Annotated in this window: 16 protein-coding genes, 1 tRNA gene, 1 pseudogene and 1 other annotated feature; of the genes and pseudogenes, 2 read left to right on the forward strand and 16 right to left on the reverse strand. The window is 27.9% G+C overall.

From position 1 onward, the window contains the following. Positions 1 to 132: 132 nt before the first annotated feature. Together O0R46_RS05150 and O0R46_RS05155 are read right to left on the reverse strand one after the other, a co-directional pair. Positions 133 to 1,002 carry a YitT family protein gene (locus tag O0R46_RS05150; protein ID WP_269310656.1) on the reverse strand — a complete coding sequence of 290 codons (870 nt, stop codon included), beginning with the start codon at positions 1,000 to 1,002 and terminating at the stop codon, positions 133 to 135. Positions 1,003 to 1,205: 203 nt separating this feature from the next. Beyond that, positions 1,206 to 2,648, reverse strand: coding sequence for a VanW family protein (locus O0R46_RS05155; protein ID WP_269310657.1), 1,443 nt, complete (start codon positions 2,646 to 2,648; stop codon positions 1,206 to 1,208). Positions 2,649 to 2,884: 236 nt separating this feature from the next. Here O0R46_RS05155 and O0R46_RS05160 point away from each other — a divergent pair, with 236 nt between their 5' ends. Next, positions 2,885 to 3,559, forward strand: a complete 675-nt coding sequence (locus O0R46_RS05160; RefSeq protein ID WP_269310658.1) for a LexA family transcriptional regulator — start codon at positions 2,885 to 2,887, stop codon at positions 3,557 to 3,559. A gap of 109 nt (positions 3,560 to 3,668) precedes the next feature. On the opposite strand, the gene O0R46_RS05165 is transcribed toward O0R46_RS05160, so the two are convergent. From O0R46_RS05165 to O0R46_RS05200, 8 genes and pseudogenes are all read right to left on the reverse strand, one after another. Continuing rightward, positions 3,669 to 3,989 (reverse strand): hypothetical protein, encoded by a 321-nt coding sequence (locus tag O0R46_RS05165; RefSeq protein ID WP_269310659.1) that lies wholly within the window; start codon positions 3,987 to 3,989, stop codon positions 3,669 to 3,671. Positions 3,990 to 4,164: 175 nt separating this feature from the next. Next, positions 4,165 to 4,878, reverse strand: coding sequence for a ribonuclease H family protein (locus O0R46_RS05170; protein WP_269310660.1), 714 nt, complete (start codon positions 4,876 to 4,878; stop codon positions 4,165 to 4,167). 143 nt (positions 4,879 to 5,021) lie between these two features. Beyond that, a complete protein-coding gene (locus O0R46_RS05175; RefSeq protein WP_269310661.1) occupies positions 5,022 to 5,618 on the reverse strand; it encodes a TVP38/TMEM64 family protein in 597 nt (198 codons plus the stop codon). 104 nt (positions 5,619 to 5,722) lie between these two features. After that, entirely contained in the window at positions 5,723 to 6,298 is a 576-nt protein-coding gene (locus tag O0R46_RS05180; protein ID WP_269310662.1) for a zinc dependent phospholipase C family protein, read from the reverse strand. Then, positions 6,267 to 7,257, reverse strand: a pseudogene (mnmL, locus tag O0R46_RS05185) (tRNA modification radical SAM protein MnmL/YtqA). The gene O0R46_RS05180 and the pseudogene mnmL overlap by 32 nt, the downstream one beginning before the upstream one ends. After that, the gene (locus O0R46_RS05190) at positions 7,257 to 7,805 is read right to left on the reverse strand and encodes a DUF308 domain-containing protein (RefSeq protein WP_269310664.1); all 549 of its coding nucleotides are present in this window, start codon (positions 7,803 to 7,805) and stop codon (positions 7,257 to 7,259) included. Before O0R46_RS05190 ends, mnmL begins: the two are co-directional and overlap by 1 nt. Positions 7,806 to 7,820: 15 nt before the next feature. Continuing rightward, the gene (locus O0R46_RS05195) at positions 7,821 to 8,624 is read right to left on the reverse strand and encodes an HAD-IIB family hydrolase (protein WP_269310665.1); all 804 of its coding nucleotides are present in this window, start codon (positions 8,622 to 8,624) and stop codon (positions 7,821 to 7,823) included. Between the two features lie 106 nt (positions 8,625 to 8,730). Then, positions 8,731 to 9,990 (reverse strand): competence/damage-inducible protein A, encoded by a 1,260-nt coding sequence (locus tag O0R46_RS05200; protein WP_269310666.1) that lies wholly within the window; start codon positions 9,988 to 9,990, stop codon positions 8,731 to 8,733. 325 nt (positions 9,991 to 10,315) lie between these two features. On the opposite strand from O0R46_RS05200, the gene O0R46_RS05205 reads away from it, so the two are divergent. Then, positions 10,316 to 11,215: a D-alanine--D-alanine ligase gene (locus O0R46_RS05205; protein WP_269310667.1), complete on the forward strand. Its 900-nt coding sequence runs from the start codon at positions 10,316 to 10,318 to the stop codon at positions 11,213 to 11,215. A gap of 142 nt (positions 11,216 to 11,357) precedes the next feature. Here the strand turns inward: O0R46_RS05205 and asnS are convergent, their stop codons facing one another. From asnS to O0R46_RS05235, 6 genes are all read right to left on the reverse strand, one after another. Next, positions 11,358 to 12,758: an asparagine--tRNA ligase gene (gene asnS / locus O0R46_RS05210; RefSeq protein ID WP_269310668.1), complete on the reverse strand. Its 1,401-nt coding sequence runs from the start codon at positions 12,756 to 12,758 to the stop codon at positions 11,358 to 11,360. A 46-nt stretch (positions 12,759 to 12,804) separates the two neighbouring features. Then, positions 12,805 to 13,028, reverse strand: a binding site (T-box leader). Between the two features lie 90 nt (positions 13,029 to 13,118). After that, a complete protein-coding gene (locus O0R46_RS05215) occupies positions 13,119 to 13,889 on the reverse strand; it encodes an acyl-CoA dehydratase activase (protein WP_269310669.1) in 771 nt (256 codons plus the stop codon). A gap of 9 nt (positions 13,890 to 13,898) precedes the next feature. Then, complete coding sequence (locus O0R46_RS05220; RefSeq protein WP_269310670.1) at positions 13,899 to 14,156, reverse strand: putative Se/S carrier protein; 258 nt, start codon at positions 14,154 to 14,156, stop codon at positions 13,899 to 13,901. 96 nt (positions 14,157 to 14,252) lie between these two features. Further along, on the reverse strand, positions 14,253 to 15,524 hold the full coding sequence (locus tag O0R46_RS05225) for a double-cubane-cluster-containing anaerobic reductase (protein WP_269310671.1): 1,272 nt from the start codon (positions 15,522 to 15,524) through the stop codon (positions 14,253 to 14,255). Between the two features lie 151 nt (positions 15,525 to 15,675). Next, positions 15,676 to 17,403, reverse strand: a complete 1,728-nt coding sequence (locus tag O0R46_RS05230; protein ID WP_269310672.1) for an aminotransferase class V-fold PLP-dependent enzyme — start codon at positions 17,401 to 17,403, stop codon at positions 15,676 to 15,678. An 88-nt stretch (positions 17,404 to 17,491) separates the two neighbouring features. After that, positions 17,492 to 17,588, reverse strand: a tRNA-Sec gene (locus O0R46_RS05235). Between the last annotated feature and the right edge of the window lie 15 nt (positions 17,589 to 17,603).

A 17,603-nucleotide genomic window follows, 5' to 3' on the forward strand; every position in this document is an offset into this window, starting at 1 on the left:
AAAAATAGATTATAAATTTATAAATAATCCATAAATATTATTTGGGTAAATTATAAATTATAATCTATTTTAAATCTTATACAATATTTAATTAATTTTATATTTGCAATCAAAATCCTATTAAATGATTTTTTATATATCTTTTGCTTTAAAGCCTCTGCCCTTTACTTCAGTAATGTCATTAATAGTAATAAATGCTTTTGGATCGTGTTTAAAGCTTATATCTTTTATCTTTGGTATTTCTGAAGAAGATACAATTGTATATATTATTTTCTTTTCTTTTTTAGTATATGCACCTTCGGCCTGTAATAAAGTTACACCCCTAACTAGATTTCTCATTATATCTTGTGCAATTTCTTCAGGTTTATCTGAGATTATTATAAGTGATTTTTGATAATTCATAGCATCCTTAATAAATCCAAGTGCTAATGAACTAATATAAAAACCAATCAATGTATATAGACCTAATTTTAAACCAAATAATGTCATACCTACTAACACTACACCAACATTAAATGCAAAGTTAGAATTTTTAATTTCTATATTGCTTTTTATTTTTATAATAGTGCAAAGTATATCTGTTCCCCCTGTAGAGGCTTTTGCTCTAAAAACTATTCCAAGTCCTAAACCATTTAAGAATCCTCCATAAATAGTATGTATAAAAATATCATTACCCAAATGCACATATGATCCTATATCCTGAGTAATACCAAGCATAAAGGAAAATATAAACATATTAATCAAACTAATTATACAAAAATCTCTTTTTAAATATATAAAACCCAAAATAAAAATAGGAATATTTAGAAATAAAGTAATAATACCTACATTGATACCCGTAAGAAAGTTTATCGCTGTACCAAGACCTGCTATTCCACCACTCAATAAATGAGCTGGCCTTAAAAAGCCATTAATTCCGACTGACATTATAAACAATCCTACTATAACAGTAGACATTCTTAAACCTGGATGTTCTTGAAATCTATCTCTAACTTGACTCATATTTTCCTCCATTCTTATATCCACTACATTATAACAGATTTTTAATAAAAAAATTACATCCTATAAAAAATTGCAAAATAGAATTTTTATGAATTTTTTATTCTTTTTTTAGAAAATTAAAATTTTAGAATTAAATAATAGAAAACCATCACAATTTTTGTTGTAATGGTTTTCTATTATTTATACTTATATGATTGCAATTATTAATTATTTGGCATTACTTGATTTTGTGATTGAATCTGTGTACTATTTGTACTTGGCTTTTTATTAGAACTTTTATCTGCTGGATTTTGTTTAGAAGGCGACTTTGTAGTTCCAGCTCCTACTCTAATTACACCTGTTTGTGCTGGATAGTGACTAGGTCCAATTTTTTCTGTCCTTATTGTATTTCCATTTTTATCTTTATATATCCTGTAGGTCATCATATTGTATCCTGGCCTTGAATATTTTTCTACTACTTTAGCTCCAGCAGGTAAAGATGGGTCCTTTATTGTTTTATTACCTCCACCATATGAACCTAACATTTCAGTTACAATATCTATCGTTTGTATATCTTCTTTTGAACCATATATTTCTGAAACTATATAATTACCTTGAATAAAGTTCTTTATATACACTGGATGTTTAAATGGATTCTTAAACTTCAAATCTTGACCTGGATCACCATCAAATACAGTTGAATCTCTACCCATGTCAACATAATCTGAAGGTATAGTATGGCTTCTTCTATCTGTAATCTGCATACCTGATAATAAAGCAGTATTAAAAATAGTAGAAGTTGTCTGACAGACACCACCACCTATTCCAGGAACTAGTTGTCCACTTTCAATTACTGGAGCTGTTCTATAACCTCTTTCAAGAGTCTTTTCCCCAGTTATTTTGTTAAATGAATATTCTTCACCTGGTTTTAGTAATATCTCACCAGACTCTATAGTAGATTTTTTTATGTTATAATCTCTACCTTCCATACCGCCAAATCTTGTTTTATAAGTTGATAGTCTCGCATCTATTCCCTTTAAATCTTCTTTATTAAATTTTGCTTTTTCAAGTTTCACCTCTAAAGTTGAAGTAAAAGTATCATTTTTAATAGATTCTTGCGCCATTTTTAATGATTTGTCTAAATTGACTTCTCTACCTGGTATGGAATCATTCACCACAGCCTTGTCATTTTCAAATGACATTGTAGCATTTTTTACCGGTGAATCTAAGCCTTTTTTTATACTTTGTATTTCAGCTTTCAACATATTTACATCATAAGATTTAACTAATTCAATCTTATTTTTACTACCAAAGTCAGATTTTAATGTATTAAATATGTTAGAGAAAAATCCTCCTTTTCTATTGTATAAGTACGCCTGATTTACAGTTTCTTTTATATTATAATTTAAAGCTAATTTATCTTTGTTTATTGTCCATTTTTTATTTTCAAATTTTAATTTTATGTTGGAAAATTTATTATTATTTTCTAATTTTTTAATTGCTTGATTTTTCGTCAGACCACCAATATTGATATCTGACACCATTACATTATTTGCAATTTTATTTGAACTCATTTGAATACTCGGTACACTTATAAGTCCAATTAATAATATTGCCACAACAGAAATTGATATTACTGCTTTTTTATTTTTTCTAAGAAAACTCATTTCTTTCTCCTTATACAAATACGCTATTATAAAAACAATACGTTTATAATTTCTAAAACACATTAAATTAATCTTAAATATCTATGATTTAGTTTAATTTAAAAAAATTATATCATATGTTGAATATATTTATCAATAAGCACAAGAAAATAAAAAATTATCTAATATAAATATTTTCTAAAAGGGGTTGCGTTTTCTGAACAACATGGTATAATATGTATATAAGGAGGTTTTATATGGATAAAATAGAATTTAAAGAGAGATTAAAGTATGTACTTAAAAAATCTAAAATTAGTCAAAATGAATTATCTAGATTGACTCAAATTAATAAAGGTTCTTTAAGTTCTTATATTTCAGGTAAATACCTTCCTAAGCAGGATAAGATATACATAATAGCTAAGGCTTTAAATATTAATCCACTGTGGTTAATGTGTGAATCTGATAATATTGATATCGATAAAAACAATATTCATCCTAACGAAGAAAATTCTTCCCTATATAGTTTTTTCGATATCGGTATTTCTGCTGGTATTCCAGATATAATTGAAGGTCAACAAGATAATAATAAAATAGAATTATCCGATTTACTTTTAGGTAAATATTCCGGACATAAAGATATAATATTAATGAGAGTTAATGGTGATTCTATGAATAAAGTAATACCACACAATTCATTTATAGCTGTATCCACCAATGTAAGTATTAATTCCATATCCAATGAAGAGATTGTTGTATTTTCTGATGAATATAACTATAGTGTCAAAAGGTTTATAAATGATAAAAAGAATCGTAGATATATTTTTAGACCAGATTCATATGATACATGCTTTGAAGATATTATATACTATTATGATAATTGTCAAAATTTATCTTTAATAGGCAAGGTTATAATGTATAGCGTTTCATTATAATGCTTAGGCAAAGTTAAATTAGCTATAAAAATATTTTTATAGCTTACTTTATTCAAGTATATTAAGTAATATATTATAAAAAAAATAAACACAGTAATCTGTGTTTATTTTATGATACTTTTTTATTGTTTCTTTTATTTCTATTGTTAAGTCTCGCTCTTTCGATTCTTTCTCTTTCTAATCTCATAATTAATGGTTTATTAATTGGTGCAAATAATTTATGACTATTATATAAAGCTATTAAAGTAGTTAAGGCTAAAGTAGCAACTACATAAAATAACATATAAAAGCTTAACGAAACAAAGACACCAGCAAATAAATTAATAATTATTAATGCAATACTAATCGCTCCAACAACAAATGCGGAAAATACCAAATATCTTGCTATACGACTAAAGAAACTATTAATTTTTATAGCAAAATCCTTCATATTACTACTTCCCTTCCATTGATTTTCGATTAGTATTATTGTTTATCATTTTTATAAATGCCAAAAATACATGTCAAATTTCATAAATTATATTCATCCTAGTAATATAATAACAAATTATGACACTTTTATCAATTGTATTTTCAAAGTTTTTGAAGTTTTTTTGAAGATAATTTTATAATATAGATTCTTTTGCTAGTTTATCTGCTAATTCATTAAATTCTACACCTGTATGAGCCTTTACTTTTATAAAGTTTATCTTTATCTTTTTCTTAGCTTCATCACAGAATTGCTTATAATATTTTGTACCGTCTTTATTAGCCTTCCATTCTCCTGTACACCACTTTTCAATACCATTATAATCAAAGTGAATATTAAGTGTTCCTATATTATTTTTTATTGCGTAATCAATAGCGATTATAGCTGCTTCAATCTCTCCAGCCACATTCCTCATTGATAAATTATTTATATTAGATCCCTTTTTTGACATAGTTTCAATAATTTTTCCGTTTTTTAGAATTACGACACCAGAACCATAAACTTTTTTACTCGTTTCAAAACTACCATCTACATATGCTTCATAAGTGTCATTATCATCCGCACCATCATCTATATGTAGTGTTTTAGTTTCATATATCATACTTTTGTCAATAGAAACTTTATTTCCTTCTGTTAAATTATTTAAAATTTTATTATCTTCTTTATAATTTATTTTAATATCTTCATATTTTCCTCTAGCCAACAAATAATCTATTGCTTCATATGGATCTTCAAATGATTTGTATGATGCGTTAGAAAAACCACTAATCATTTCTTTACAATCATTCCAACTGAGATATATTCCATTTACTTTTCCATTTCTTACAGCATAAAATTTATTTTTCTTCATATTTTCTCCTATTATCTTTTAATCAATTATATAATCTATAATAACATCTGTACTATATATTTTCTAGTTATAAATATCCCAGTGATATTGTATATAAGTTGCAGATAAAAAGTAGGCCTTTATACCTACTTTTATTAATATAATTATTTGATTTTTTTATCTATAGATTTATTTACTTTAGATCCAATAAAATAAATTACAATAGTAATCAAAGTACCAATTACTAACTTATATGGATTTGTAAAGAAATCTTTATAATCACTTCCTACATATGCATACATTGACATCATCAATAATTTACCAAAAAACATAGGTGGGAGAAAATCCTTATAATCAAATTTACAATATGCAGCAGCTATCGTAGTCAAAGAGGCTGGTAAGATAGATATAGCGTAAAATAAAAAAATAACTGTAAATTCTGCTTTATTTATTTTTTCCATAATTGCCTGTACTTTTTGATTGTTGTTTTTATTGAATTTTTTATTTTTAAATATGTGTTTAAATAAGTAAAAAACAATAAACGTACCGCAGGCAGATCCTAATAGCGATACTATAAATCCTATCCAAAAACCATTTAAAGCCCCATTAGCTGCAACAATTGCCATCAGTGGAAGTATTGGTATAAAACTCTCCATAAAAGCTAAAAAAAAGCCAGCAAGTGCGGATAATAGTACATTATCTTGGGCAAATATCATAATTTGATGCATTATATTTAATAGTTGATTTACTAACATTTGCATTTTTTACATCTCCATCCTTAAACAAATTGTTTTTTATATTTTATAACCTTTTTATCAATTTGTCCATTTATTATAGCAAAAAAGAGGCTAAGTTAATAGCCTCTTTAAGATACTGTATGAGATATTACTGTATTATTTAATATATTATCTAATATATAGTTTGTGACTGTATTACACATATATGTAGAATATTTAAGGTCATTTTCTTCATAGTTTCCATTAGACCTATACTCATTATACAATTTTTGAAAAAAATCATCAAAATTGTCTAAATACTGTATTCTATCATTTATTATTGAATAATTTTCAGCTACTTTAGTTAAGTTACTCTCATATTGCACATGTATTTTCATACTATGTTTAAATTCCCATCTAAGACTATGAGCCACACAGAAAAAATCTGTAAGGAAATGGCAAATTACACCAATCTCTTGAGAAAAAGTTGCTTTTGTATAGTATTTTTCAAGTGTATCCAAATCAAGACTAGATAAAAATTTTATCTTTTCCACCACCATATCATAAGATTCAAACATATAATGTTTTTTTAATTTATATTTTGATACTATATCTGGTTTAATATTACCGTAAATAAAATTTTTCTCATCCAAAAAGAATTTTTTATTTTTGTCTGTATTTTCTAGTAAGGATTTAGAAATAATGATATGTGATTTCATCATCATATATATCACCTCTCTTACTATTAACCTTCATAATATTTTCCTTGCCAGCTATTTCTTCTTTTCAATTCTTCATCAATAGCGTTTAATACCTCCCATTTTTTTAAACTCCATATAGGACCTATCAAGTCATCTTTTTTACCATCTCCAGTAAGCCTATGAATAATTAAATCCTGAGGTAGAATTTCTAACTGATCACATATAAGATTTGTATAAAAGTCTTTATCTAATAATTGAAAATCTCCTCTTATTAATTGTTTTTCCATTACTGTACCTTTCAAAACATGTAAGAGATGAATTTTTATTCCTTGTATATCCAGTTTAGAGATTTCTTTTACTGTATCCATCATCATTTCATATGTTTCTCCAGGAAGTCCATTTATTATATGAACTACAACATCAATATTTCTTTCTCTTAATTTTTCTAGAGTATCTAAAAAAACTTGATAATTATGACCTCTATTAATTTTTTTAGATGTAGTATCATGTATAGTTTGAAGTCCTAGCTCTACCCAAAGGTTTGTTCTTTTGTTTATGTCATCTAAATAATCTAATACTTCCTCAGATATACAATCTGGTCTAGTAGAAATTGCCAGTCCTATTACATTTTCTTGTCTCAAAGCCTCTTCATACTTATCTTTTAAATAGTCAACTGGAGCATATGTATTTGTATAAGCCTGAAAATATGCAATATACTTGGCATTATGCCACTTTTTTTCCATAATATTTTTAATATTTTCAAACTGTTTACTGATTGAATCATCCACTTGTCCAGCAAAATCTCCTGAACCCTTGTTGCTACAATAAGTACATCCGCCTCTACTAATTTTCCCATCTAAATTGGGGCAGGTGAATCCTCCATTTAAAGAAACCTTGAATACCTTGGAATTGAACCTTTGTCTAAGATGATAATTCCAAGTATGATAGTTCTTATTTTCAATTTTATATTTAAATTCACCCATTAAAATTTCCTTTCATTAGCAATATTTATACCAGTTACAATAAAATATACACCAAATATTATTGATATAGTAGATAAAATACTAACTAAGAAGTTAGCTAAAAATAGTGGTGATATTATCAAAAGTACACCCAATAATATTTTTAGCAGAAAGGCTAAAGTAATTCTTCTATAATACTTGCTTTGTTTAAAATATTTTATGGACTGGTTTACAATTATATATGATCCTATTAGCATTGACATAAACATATTCATATATTTAGGAAATATAATTAACATCAAAGCTATAATCACTAAAGTTATAGTCAAATTCCTAAACTTATTTACTTCTTTCTTTGATGCATATGGCCTTAGTGAATTATATTCCTTTAAAGCTAAAAATGCTGCAAATAAAAATGCTAAAGCCATACCCCAAGAAAAAATATTTATGGCAACTATTCTTTTAGTAGTGCAGTATGATCCAATAGCAAGTAGTATTACTCCTAGTATTATTAGCTTTGTAGAATTTTTTTTTGTAAACAAGCTATTTATATTAAAGTTTAAAAACATATACTATCCTCCTATTTAATTATCTGCTTCACTATTATAGTCTATTATCATCTTTATAGCATCTGCAACAGTAGGCGTTTCATATTTTGATACATTTTTTATGCTATCAAATGCATCACTCATAGCAAAACTCATATTAATATTTTTAAGCATACTCATATCATTAGGTGAATCACCAATTGCTGCCACTTCATTTAAACTTATAGACTCTTTTTTGCATACACATTTAATACCCTCAAGTTTTGATACGCCTTTTAGTACTATATTTATTGTAGTTCTACTAGAAGCATAAACATCTAATTCACTAGATAGTTCCTCTTTAAATGACTCTATCATTTTAGAAAGTTTTTTACTATCGGTAGTTAATACTCCAATATTACCTACTTTTGACATATATGCGTCATACTCACATATTTTTTCGTCAATCTCAAAACCTCTTGTAAGGTATTCAGCTTTTGAGCCATCAACTGGCATCACTACTCTGCCATCATATTTAAAATATATAACATCTTGATCTTTATCTATATAATCAAAGCTATTATAAATAGAAATTATTTTTTTTATTTGTGCATCAGTCATCGCTTGACTAAATACCAAGTTTAAATTTTTATCATATACATATGAACCATTTTCAGTTATTAAATAGCCTTCAATGTTGCACTCCTCAAGTATTGACTTTGAATGATCCAGCACTCTACCAGTTGCTATATTAAATGTGATTCCAAAGTCTTTTGCTAATAATATGGCATTTTTATCGACGTCAGTAATTTTGTCGATAAAAAGAGTTCCATCTAAATCGCAAAAAATATGTTTAATCATTATATCTCTCCTCACTTTTTATTTATTCTTATTGTAAAACACAATTAATAATAATAGCTTTAATCAATAAAAAATAATATGCATATTATTTTTATTGATTTTAAAATTATACTAATTTTTGTCTAACATAATCTAAGGCCTGTCTTGTAGCTCTTTCTCTTATTTTTAATCTATTTCCTGAAAAAATATTTTTATATACAAATTCTTGTCCATCAACATATAAACCAATATAAACAAGTCCTACTGGCTTTTCTTCACTTCCTCCATCAGGTCCTGCTACTCCAGTAGTAGACAATCCTATATCAGCACCAGATGTTTTTGCAATTCCTATTGCCATTTCTATTGCTGTTTGAGAGCTCACTGCTCCAAGTTCATCTAAAGTGTCCTTTTTTACACCCAGTCTGTTCATTTTAGCATTATTTGAATATGTGACGCAGCCTTCTAATAGACACTCTGAAATGCCAGGATAATTGATTAGATTTGCTGCTATCATACCCCCTGTGCAAGATTCTGCAACCGCTATAGTCTTTTTATTTTCAATTAATAATTTTGCAACAACATTATCTAATTCTGTTTGGCTAGAAGATATAGATTCATCACCTATTAAATATATATATTCACCGCATATTTCCTCTATTTCTTTTATTTTCTCTTGAACTAATTTTAAGCATTCTTCTTTATCTGGTGCCTTAGCAGTTACTCTTATTAGAACTTCTCCTTCTTTTGCATAAAGAGCAACTGTTGGATTATCTTGTTTATCTAGAATATCCAATAGTTTAATTTCAAGTGCAGATTCACCTATACCATATAGTCTAATATACTTTGATGCAAAAACTGAATCTGTTTCTTTCTTTAGATAAGGAAGTACACCTTCATTAAACATAGCCATCATTTCCTTAGGTGGTCCAGGCATTACTATTATTCTTTTTCCATCTTTTTCAAATATAGCACCAGGAGCAGTGCCATTGTTATTAGGAATAATCATCGCCTCTTTAGGAAACATAGCTTGCTTAATATTATTTTTAGGTATTTTATTTATATCTCCTGTGAATTTTAATACTCTTTCTTTGATTTTTTCCCATGACTTTTCATCCAATAGCATTTTCTGGTCAAAAAACTTTGCCGCAGCTTCTTTTGTTATATCATCACCAGTTGGTCCTAGACCTCCAGTAGTAAGCACTATATCTGACTTTTCAAAAGCCTTTGAAAAACAATCAAGTAATCTATCCATATTATCGCCAACTGTTACCTGTTTATGTACATTTATGCCTAATAAGGCAAGTTCTTTTGAGATATATTGAGCATTTGTATTCACTATATCACCTAGTAATAGTTCAGTTCCAACAGAAATTAATTCAATATTCATAATAACCTCCTATAAAATAAAATTTACTTAAAAATAAATTAAGTAAAATAAGAATCTATTTTATCGCTTAATATATATACAATAATAATAGCAAAAATAGTACTATTAGACAAGTAAGAGCAATTGCAATTTCTTAATTAAATAAAAAATTATCAATAAAAACAAAATCTAATTAACATTTTTTTATTAAGTTATAAAAGGGGAAATTTGGTCGATTTACTTGCAAAAATAAATAATATAAGTATATAATATATATATTAAGAATTAATTATTTTGTATGTGCAATCGGAAAGGAGAATACTATTAAAATTAGTATAATAAATTTATGAAAAAAATAGGAGTTATATATGGAGGCGTATCTTCAGAAAGAGAAGTTTCATTAAAAAGCGGTAAAGCTATGATTTCAAATCTTGATAGAAGTAAGTATGAAATTATAGAATGTAGAATAGACAAAATGACTGATGCTTTTAATATAGACAGAAGTATAGATAAAGCTTTGATAGGTCTACATGGAAAATTTGGTGAAGATGGACGTGTGCAGTCTATATTGGAATCAATGGGAATAGATTACTGTGGATGTGATCCAATTACAAGTGGCATATTAATGGACAAAAATTTTACTAAAACCATAGCCAGACAAAATGGAATACTAACAGCTGATTGGACTATAGTTAAGTCTGTTGAAGATATAGATTATGATTTAATAGAAGAAATGGGCTATCCTGTATTTATAAAACCAAATTCTGGTGGCTCAAGCGTTGCTACATATATGATAAAGAAAAAAGAAGATGTGGAAGCTGCTGTAGTAGACGGGTTAAAATATGATGAAATTGTAATGATTGAAAAATATGTAAAGGGCGAAGAATACACATCATTTATCTTGGATGGCGAAGTTTTCCCTACAATAAAAATATCTTCAGATCAAGAATTTTTTGATTTTGAAGCTAAATATTCTACTACAAATGGTGCAAAAGAAATTGTTGTTGAACTTGAAAAAAATATGTCTGATAAGTTAAAATTTAATTCAGAAACTTGCTGGAAGGCTTTCAACTGCAAAGGATACGTAAGAGTTGACTATATCATTACAGAAGATAAGGATATATATTTATTAGAAATCAACACTCTACCAGGTATGACAGAGACTAGTTTAATCCCTAAGAGTGCAGCTGCAAGAGGTATATCATACTCTCAATTATTAGACAAACTAATTGAGTCAGGTAAATAAAATTTAAAAATCTATACATATCAAAAGATTCTTTATAAATTAATTTTTATGAAGAATCTTTATTTATTTTATAGTAAAAGTCTCCAATATTGTATAATAAAAAGCGCCTAAAAAGGCGCTTTTTATTATACAATATTTAAATTTAGAATTCTGCATTCTTTGGAGTTCTTGGAAATGGTATTACGTCTCTAATATTTGTCATACCAGTTAGATACATAATAATTCTTTCAAATCCTAGTCCAAAACCTGAATGTGTAGCTGTACCAAACTTTCTAAGTTCCAGATACCACCAATATTCTTCTTCATTTAATCCCATTTCATGTATTTTATTTAATAATACATCATATCTTTCTTCTCTTTGTGAACCGCCAATTATCTCACCAACACCAGGTACTAATAAGTCCATCGCTCTAACAGTTTCACCATCATCATTCATTCTCATATAAAATGCCTTGATATCCTTTGGATAATCCGTTACAAATACTGGTGCATTGTAAACTTGTTCTGTAATATACCTTTCATGTTCAGTCTGTAAATCACATCCCCATTCAACTGGATATTCAAATTCTTGTCCTGACTTAAGAAGTATATCTACGGCTTCTGTATAAGTTATTCTTACAAAATCTGAACTTACTATCTTATTTAATCTTTCAAATAATCCCTTATCGATAAAACTATTGAAAAATGCCATCTCTTCAGGACAATTTTCCATAACATATTCAATAACATATTTAATCATATCTTCTGCTAATTCCATTAAATCTTCTAAATCAGCAAATACGATTTCAGGCTCTATCATCCAGAATTCGGATGCATGTCTACCTGTATAAGAATTTTCAGCTCTAAATGTTGGTCCAAATGTATAAATATTTCTAAAAGCTAAAGCCATTATTTCACCATTTAACTGACCAGATACTGTAAGGTTTGTTTCTTTTCCAAAAAAGTCCTGTGAATAATCTATGCTACCATCTTCATTAAGTGGTGGATTTTTCATATCTAAAGTCGTTACTTGGAACATTTCTCCAGCGCCTTCAGTATCACTTCCTGTAATTAATGGAGTATGAGCATAAACAAAGTTTCTTTCATTAAAGAACTTATGTAGAGCAAATGCAACTACTGATCTTACTCTATAAACAGCTGAAAAAGTATTAGATCTTGGTCTAAGATGAGCAATAGTTCTTAAATACTCGAATGTATGTTTTTTCTTCTGTAGTGGATAAGATGAATCTGAATCACCCTCTACTATTATTTTCTTCGCATGTATTTCAATAGGATTTTTTGCATTATCTACTTTGACTAACTCACCTTCTACTAAAATTGCAGAAGATATAGATAACTTAGCTATTTCCTTAAAATTTTCTACTTCTTTTTCATCTACAACTATCTGTAAGTTTTTGAAAAATGAACCATCATTTAGCTCAATAAATCCAAAACTCTTAGATATTCTAGTTGTTCTAATCCAACCAGCTACACTTACACTTTTGCCTATATAAGATTCACTATCTCTATAAAGCGATTTTACTTCAATAAATTCTTTTTGCATAATTTCCTCCAGATTTTTAATTTAAATAAAAAACACGTCAATCCCACAAAGGGACGACGTGTATATAATCGCGGTACCACCCTAATTATCTAAAAATATTATATATTAGATATCTTAGTTGATTATAACGGTATCAAACCGCCTGAGCCTACTATTAGTTCGGTCAGGAACTCCGAGATGTTCTTCACTACATATATTATATTGGACTCACACCATAACCAATTCGCTTAATAAGTGATATGTAACTACTCTTCTCTTCAACGTTATATTATTCAATAAATGAATTATATCAACTAAATAAATTTATGTCAACATAAAAATACGCTAAATAAAATCTTTTGATTTCCTTCTATAAGTATTTTATTTATTTTTTTTGTATTTTTGCTTAGCAATCAATGCAGCACCTAGAGCACCTGCAAATCTACCATCTTGACAAGTATTAACTGGTGTTTTTATTTTTTTAGAAAGACTATTTGCAAAAAATTCATTATGACTTAAGCCTCCAGTCAATAGCACATAATCTGAATTAGCAAATTTTGCGAATAATTGAGCTACTTTACCAGCTACAGAGTCTATTACGCCCGCAGCTATATCTTCTCTATTTTTACCTTCACCTATATAATTTATAATTTCAGATTCAGCAAATACTGTACAGAGAGAGCTAATTGGAAGTATTTTTCCTAATTCTGCTAGTTCAAATAATTCATCAATATCAACCCCTAATCTATTAGCCATTATTTCTATAAATTTTCCTGTTCCTGCAGAGCATTTATCGTTCATCAAAAAGTCGCTTACTGACCCATTTTCTATCTTTATAATTTTTGTATCTTGACCACCAATATCTATCACCGTGCAATTTCTTGAAGCTAAATAATATCCACCTTTTCCATGACAAGTAATTTCAGTTATTACATAATTTGAAAAATCTACAGCTTGTCTTCCGTATCCAGTAGATCCTACTATAACATTATCAGCACATAAATCAATCCCATTTTCCTTTAACTTATTTTTGACTAGTTTTGTAGTTTCCTTACTACTCCAACCAGTTGGCATAACAAATTTACCTTCTATTTCTCCAATGACTATAACTTTTGATGCCGTTGATCCAATATCAATTCCAACGTATATCATACTTTCCCCCTAACAGTATCTATCTCTATTAGGATTAATATCCTTTATTATTGATTCAATACCTATAATATCTATTTCATTTTCTATTATTACTTTCTCTACTTGATTTAATTCTTCTTCAGCTACTATTAATGATATACCACAACATTTAGATAGAGACCTCGGTGTTGGAGAAATTGTAGCTTTTAAACTATTATCCCTAAGTAGTTTATACAGTTTTAATCCATTTTGATGGTTATCAAAAAGTATATAAAAATTTTTTTTCATTTTAAACCTCTTAATTTCATTATATCAACCATATTAATTGCAATAATATTTATAAAAAATAGCCTGAAATAATCAGGCTAATTTTTTATTTAATTATTAGTCCAACATTTCAATGAATGCACCAATTCTAGTTCTTAATTGCTGTACATCTGAATCTGTATAGTCTGTTTCTATGCCGAGAACTGGTATACCATCTTTTTTAAGTTCTCTTTCTACCAAGAAGCCTTCTGTATCATATAGATTACAGAACTTTAAGTTCAAATCTATTACACCATCAATTTTATATTCTTTACATAACCTTTTAATATCTTCTATTCTATCATTGTTTGGTGTAAAACATGCACAATTTATTCCCATATATCTTTGAGCTAGAACATCTATTTGATCTTCTAAACCATCTTTAGATTCATCAACCAAGTTTTCAAAATACCTAGTACCTGTACACATCTCTTCACATACTACTGCACCGCCAGAAGTCTCAATAATATTGTGAATTTTCCAGTTTGGTATAGCAAGTGGAGTTCCTGCAAGTAATATTCTCTTTGTTCCCTTAGGGAATACACTTACACCTTCTTCAACTCTTTTATCTAATTCATCACAAAGTGCATTTGTCATTTGAGTAAATCTAGTAGGATCATCATAAAAAGCTATTTGAGAAATTAAAAGAACATCCTTACCTGAAATTGGTATATTTATATTTTTTCTAAAATTACTTAATCTCTGTAAAGCTCTTCTTTTATCATTTATTAATTTTATAGAATTTTTTAAAGAATCGGCTGTTACTTTATTTCCCGTAAATTCTTCTACTGTATTTTTAAAGTCAGTTATTTCTTCTGCCCAAGCTTTGTAATCTTTTCTTCTCTTCATTTGTGGCAAATCCATTACATACATAGGAACATCTTCACCAAGTATTTCCCATGCTTTTTTCTTACCATCACATGTTGTTTCACCAATATACATATCAGCTATTCTAAAGAATGGACATGTCTTATCTAATCTTGCTCCAACCGAAGCTTTAATCAATGGACATGTATTTGTAGGAAGTACTTTTTCTCCACCAGGAACCCAAAATTGTGATCCACCACATAAACCAGTTGCTATAGCATCTGCACCAAATACTATTTCATCTGGTACAAATATGCAAAAAGAACCAAAAACCTTTTTCCCTTTTTTCTGTGCTTCAATAAGTTCAGCAGGTCTTACACCATGTATTTCAGATACAACAAAATCATAGTAAGCCATGTTTTCAGGTCTATTTTCTTGTGATAAATATACGTCTGTAAACGCTTGCGGTAATACTTCACATAATTGATCATGTGTCTCTAAATCCATACCTAGGTCTTTCCACATTTCTTTGTAATCAGCCATTTTCAACCCTCCAAATAATAAAAAATAAATAATACAAGTTCATATTATCATATAATAATTAAATATTATAGTGTAAAAAGAAAGTATAGAATATAACAATATACTAGCAATACATTTATTGTTACATTCTATACTTTTAGAATTTTAATTATTAATGATATTTCTTTATTGCTTTAATCAAATCTTCAACATCATAGATATTGTTAAAGTATCCAAAAGTAAATCTTATGCATCCCTTTGGAAAATTATCAATTGCTTGATGGGACATTTTAGAACACTGAATTCCTACTCTATTCATTATCCCATCTTGTAAGTCTAAATTGAAGGCCAAATCTGAATCGTCTATTATTTTACTTGATAAGCATAAAAATGATCCCTCTCCCCATACTTTTATTGAGTCAATATCTTTAAGGCCATCTTTAGCTAAATTACAAAGCTTATTCTTTTTGTCTATTATTTTGTCTATTCCAATCAGTGATATGTATTCTAATGCAGCATCCAGACCAAATATTGCAGGATGATTTAATGTCCCCGCTTCTAGTCTATCAGGTAATGTATTTGGCATATTAAAATCTGCTGATTTACTTCCAGTACCTCCAAATAATAGAGGCTTCACATTATTTTTTATTGAAGAATTCAAAATCAACAAACCTAATCCTTCAGAGCCCATCAATCCTATATGAGCTGAAAATATAATGGCATCAAACCCTAATTCTTTCATAGAAAATTTATACTCACACATTGCTTGACTAAAATCCCCAATTAAGAAAATATTATTGCTATTACAATAGTCAATTAATGTTTTAAAATTATCAGTAGACTCTATCAAATTTCTTCCACCAACATTATCTACAATATTTAGTAAAATATATCTTGTATTCTTATCTATTTGATTTATAAGTTCTTCAACTTCATATTTTCCTTCATTATTGGCTTTCCATATTATCACTTTATTTGAATTTTGTTTTTTTATATTATTTGCGATCCTCCATACAGAATTATGGTTTCTATCATCTATTACTATGGTATTCCTTTTATCTAATAAACCATTCATTATTATGTTTAAGGATTCAGTAGCAGATCCAGTAAAAATACATTCTGAAGAATCAGGTGCATCTACAAATTTAAGTATTCTCTCTCTAATATCAATAATTTTGGATGACAAATTATATGACTTCATATATGTTCCTCTATTTATTGAAAAAGATTCGTTATTAATAAAATCAGATATTCTAGTAGAAATGCCTGGAGCTTTTGGATAAGATGTAGATGCATTATCTAAGTATATATCACTTACAAAGGCTTTCTTTATAGACTCTATATCAACTAAAGTATGATATTCTCCATTTTCACCACAAGGATCAGTGTTAGGATTTTGCAATATAATTTCATCTAATAAATTTTTATCTATAACTTTTCCTATATATAAATTAGGCAAATAATCCTCGTTTATTTTTATTATTCTAGCTTGCATATCTGTTTTTAAAAATTCATTAATTACATCTATAGAATCCATAAATTTCATAGGATGTATAGCCTCTATGCCAGCATTAATACATCTACTATTGTTCCATTTTATATGTTTATTTATATTGAAATCACCAAACACACAAGCTTTTGCACCTATATTTTTAAAATATATTAAAGCTTTTTCAAAATTATTCTCATATGTATCTATATCTGTATAAGTAAAAAATATATCACACCTTAATATTTGAGCTACATTATCATAGTACTCTTTATCTACATTATGAGACCAAGACATTCCATTTTCTTTTGAAGATACAATTAGCCCTATTAATCTATTTCCCTGTTCAATAAATTTTTTTATTGCCAATATTGAATCTTTACCCCCACTAAAAGAAGCTACAAATTCCATAAAACCCTCCTGTAATGAATATAAAAAATCTACTATGAATTAATTATATCATAGTAGATAAATGACTCGAATTGGTAAACAATAAAATTGGCGGGAATGCGTGAGAATCGAACTCACCCAAGAGGCTACTAACCCCTCATACTAGTTTTGAAGACTAGAGGGCACACCAGCACCCATTCACCCCCGTGTACTTAACCATC

The sequence above is a fragment of the Peptostreptococcus equinus genome, assembly GCF_027125355.1.
Taxonomy (GTDB): Bacteria; Bacillota; Clostridia; order Peptostreptococcales; family Peptostreptococcaceae; genus Peptostreptococcus; species Peptostreptococcus equinus.

Coding starts and splice junctions, on each gene's coding strand:
- O0R46_RS05150 (WP_269310656.1), bottom strand. CDS start 1,002: ATGAGTCAAGTTAGAGATAGATTTCAAGAACATCCAGGTTTAAGAATG.
- O0R46_RS05155 (WP_269310657.1), bottom strand. CDS start 2,648: ATGAGTTTTCTTAGAAAAAATAAAAAAGCAGTAATATCAATTTCTGTT.
- O0R46_RS05160 (WP_269310658.1), top strand. CDS start 2,885: ATGGATAAAATAGAATTTAAAGAGAGATTAAAGTATGTACTTAAAAAA.
- O0R46_RS05165 (WP_269310659.1), bottom strand. CDS start 3,989: ATGAAGGATTTTGCTATAAAAATTAATAGTTTCTTTAGTCGTATAGCA.
- O0R46_RS05170 (WP_269310660.1), bottom strand. CDS start 4,878: ATGAAGAAAAATAAATTTTATGCTGTAAGAAATGGAAAAGTAAATGGA.
- O0R46_RS05175 (WP_269310661.1), bottom strand. CDS start 5,618: ATGCAAATGTTAGTAAATCAACTATTAAATATAATGCATCAAATTATG.
- O0R46_RS05180 (WP_269310662.1), bottom strand. CDS start 6,298: ATGATGATGAAATCACATATCATTATTTCTAAATCCTTACTAGAAAAT.
- O0R46_RS05190 (WP_269310664.1), bottom strand. CDS start 7,805: ATGTTTTTAAACTTTAATATAAATAGCTTGTTTACAAAAAAAAATTCT.
- O0R46_RS05195 (WP_269310665.1), bottom strand. CDS start 8,624: ATGATTAAACATATTTTTTGCGATTTAGATGGAACTCTTTTTATCGAC.
- O0R46_RS05200 (WP_269310666.1), bottom strand. CDS start 9,990: ATGAATATTGAATTAATTTCTGTTGGAACTGAACTATTACTAGGTGAT.
- O0R46_RS05205 (WP_269310667.1), top strand. CDS start 10,316: ATGAAAAAAATAGGAGTTATATATGGAGGCGTATCTTCAGAAAGAGAA.
- asnS (WP_269310668.1), bottom strand. CDS start 12,758: ATGCAAAAAGAATTTATTGAAGTAAAATCGCTTTATAGAGATAGTGAA.
- O0R46_RS05215 (WP_269310669.1), bottom strand. CDS start 13,889: ATGATATACGTTGGAATTGATATTGGATCAACGGCATCAAAAGTTATA.
- O0R46_RS05220 (WP_269310670.1), bottom strand. CDS start 14,156: ATGAAAAAAAATTTTTATATACTTTTTGATAACCATCAAAATGGATTA.
- O0R46_RS05225 (WP_269310671.1), bottom strand. CDS start 15,524: ATGGCTGATTACAAAGAAATGTGGAAAGACCTAGGTATGGATTTAGAG.
- O0R46_RS05230 (WP_269310672.1), bottom strand. CDS start 17,403: ATGGAATTTGTAGCTTCTTTTAGTGGGGGTAAAGATTCAATATTGGCA.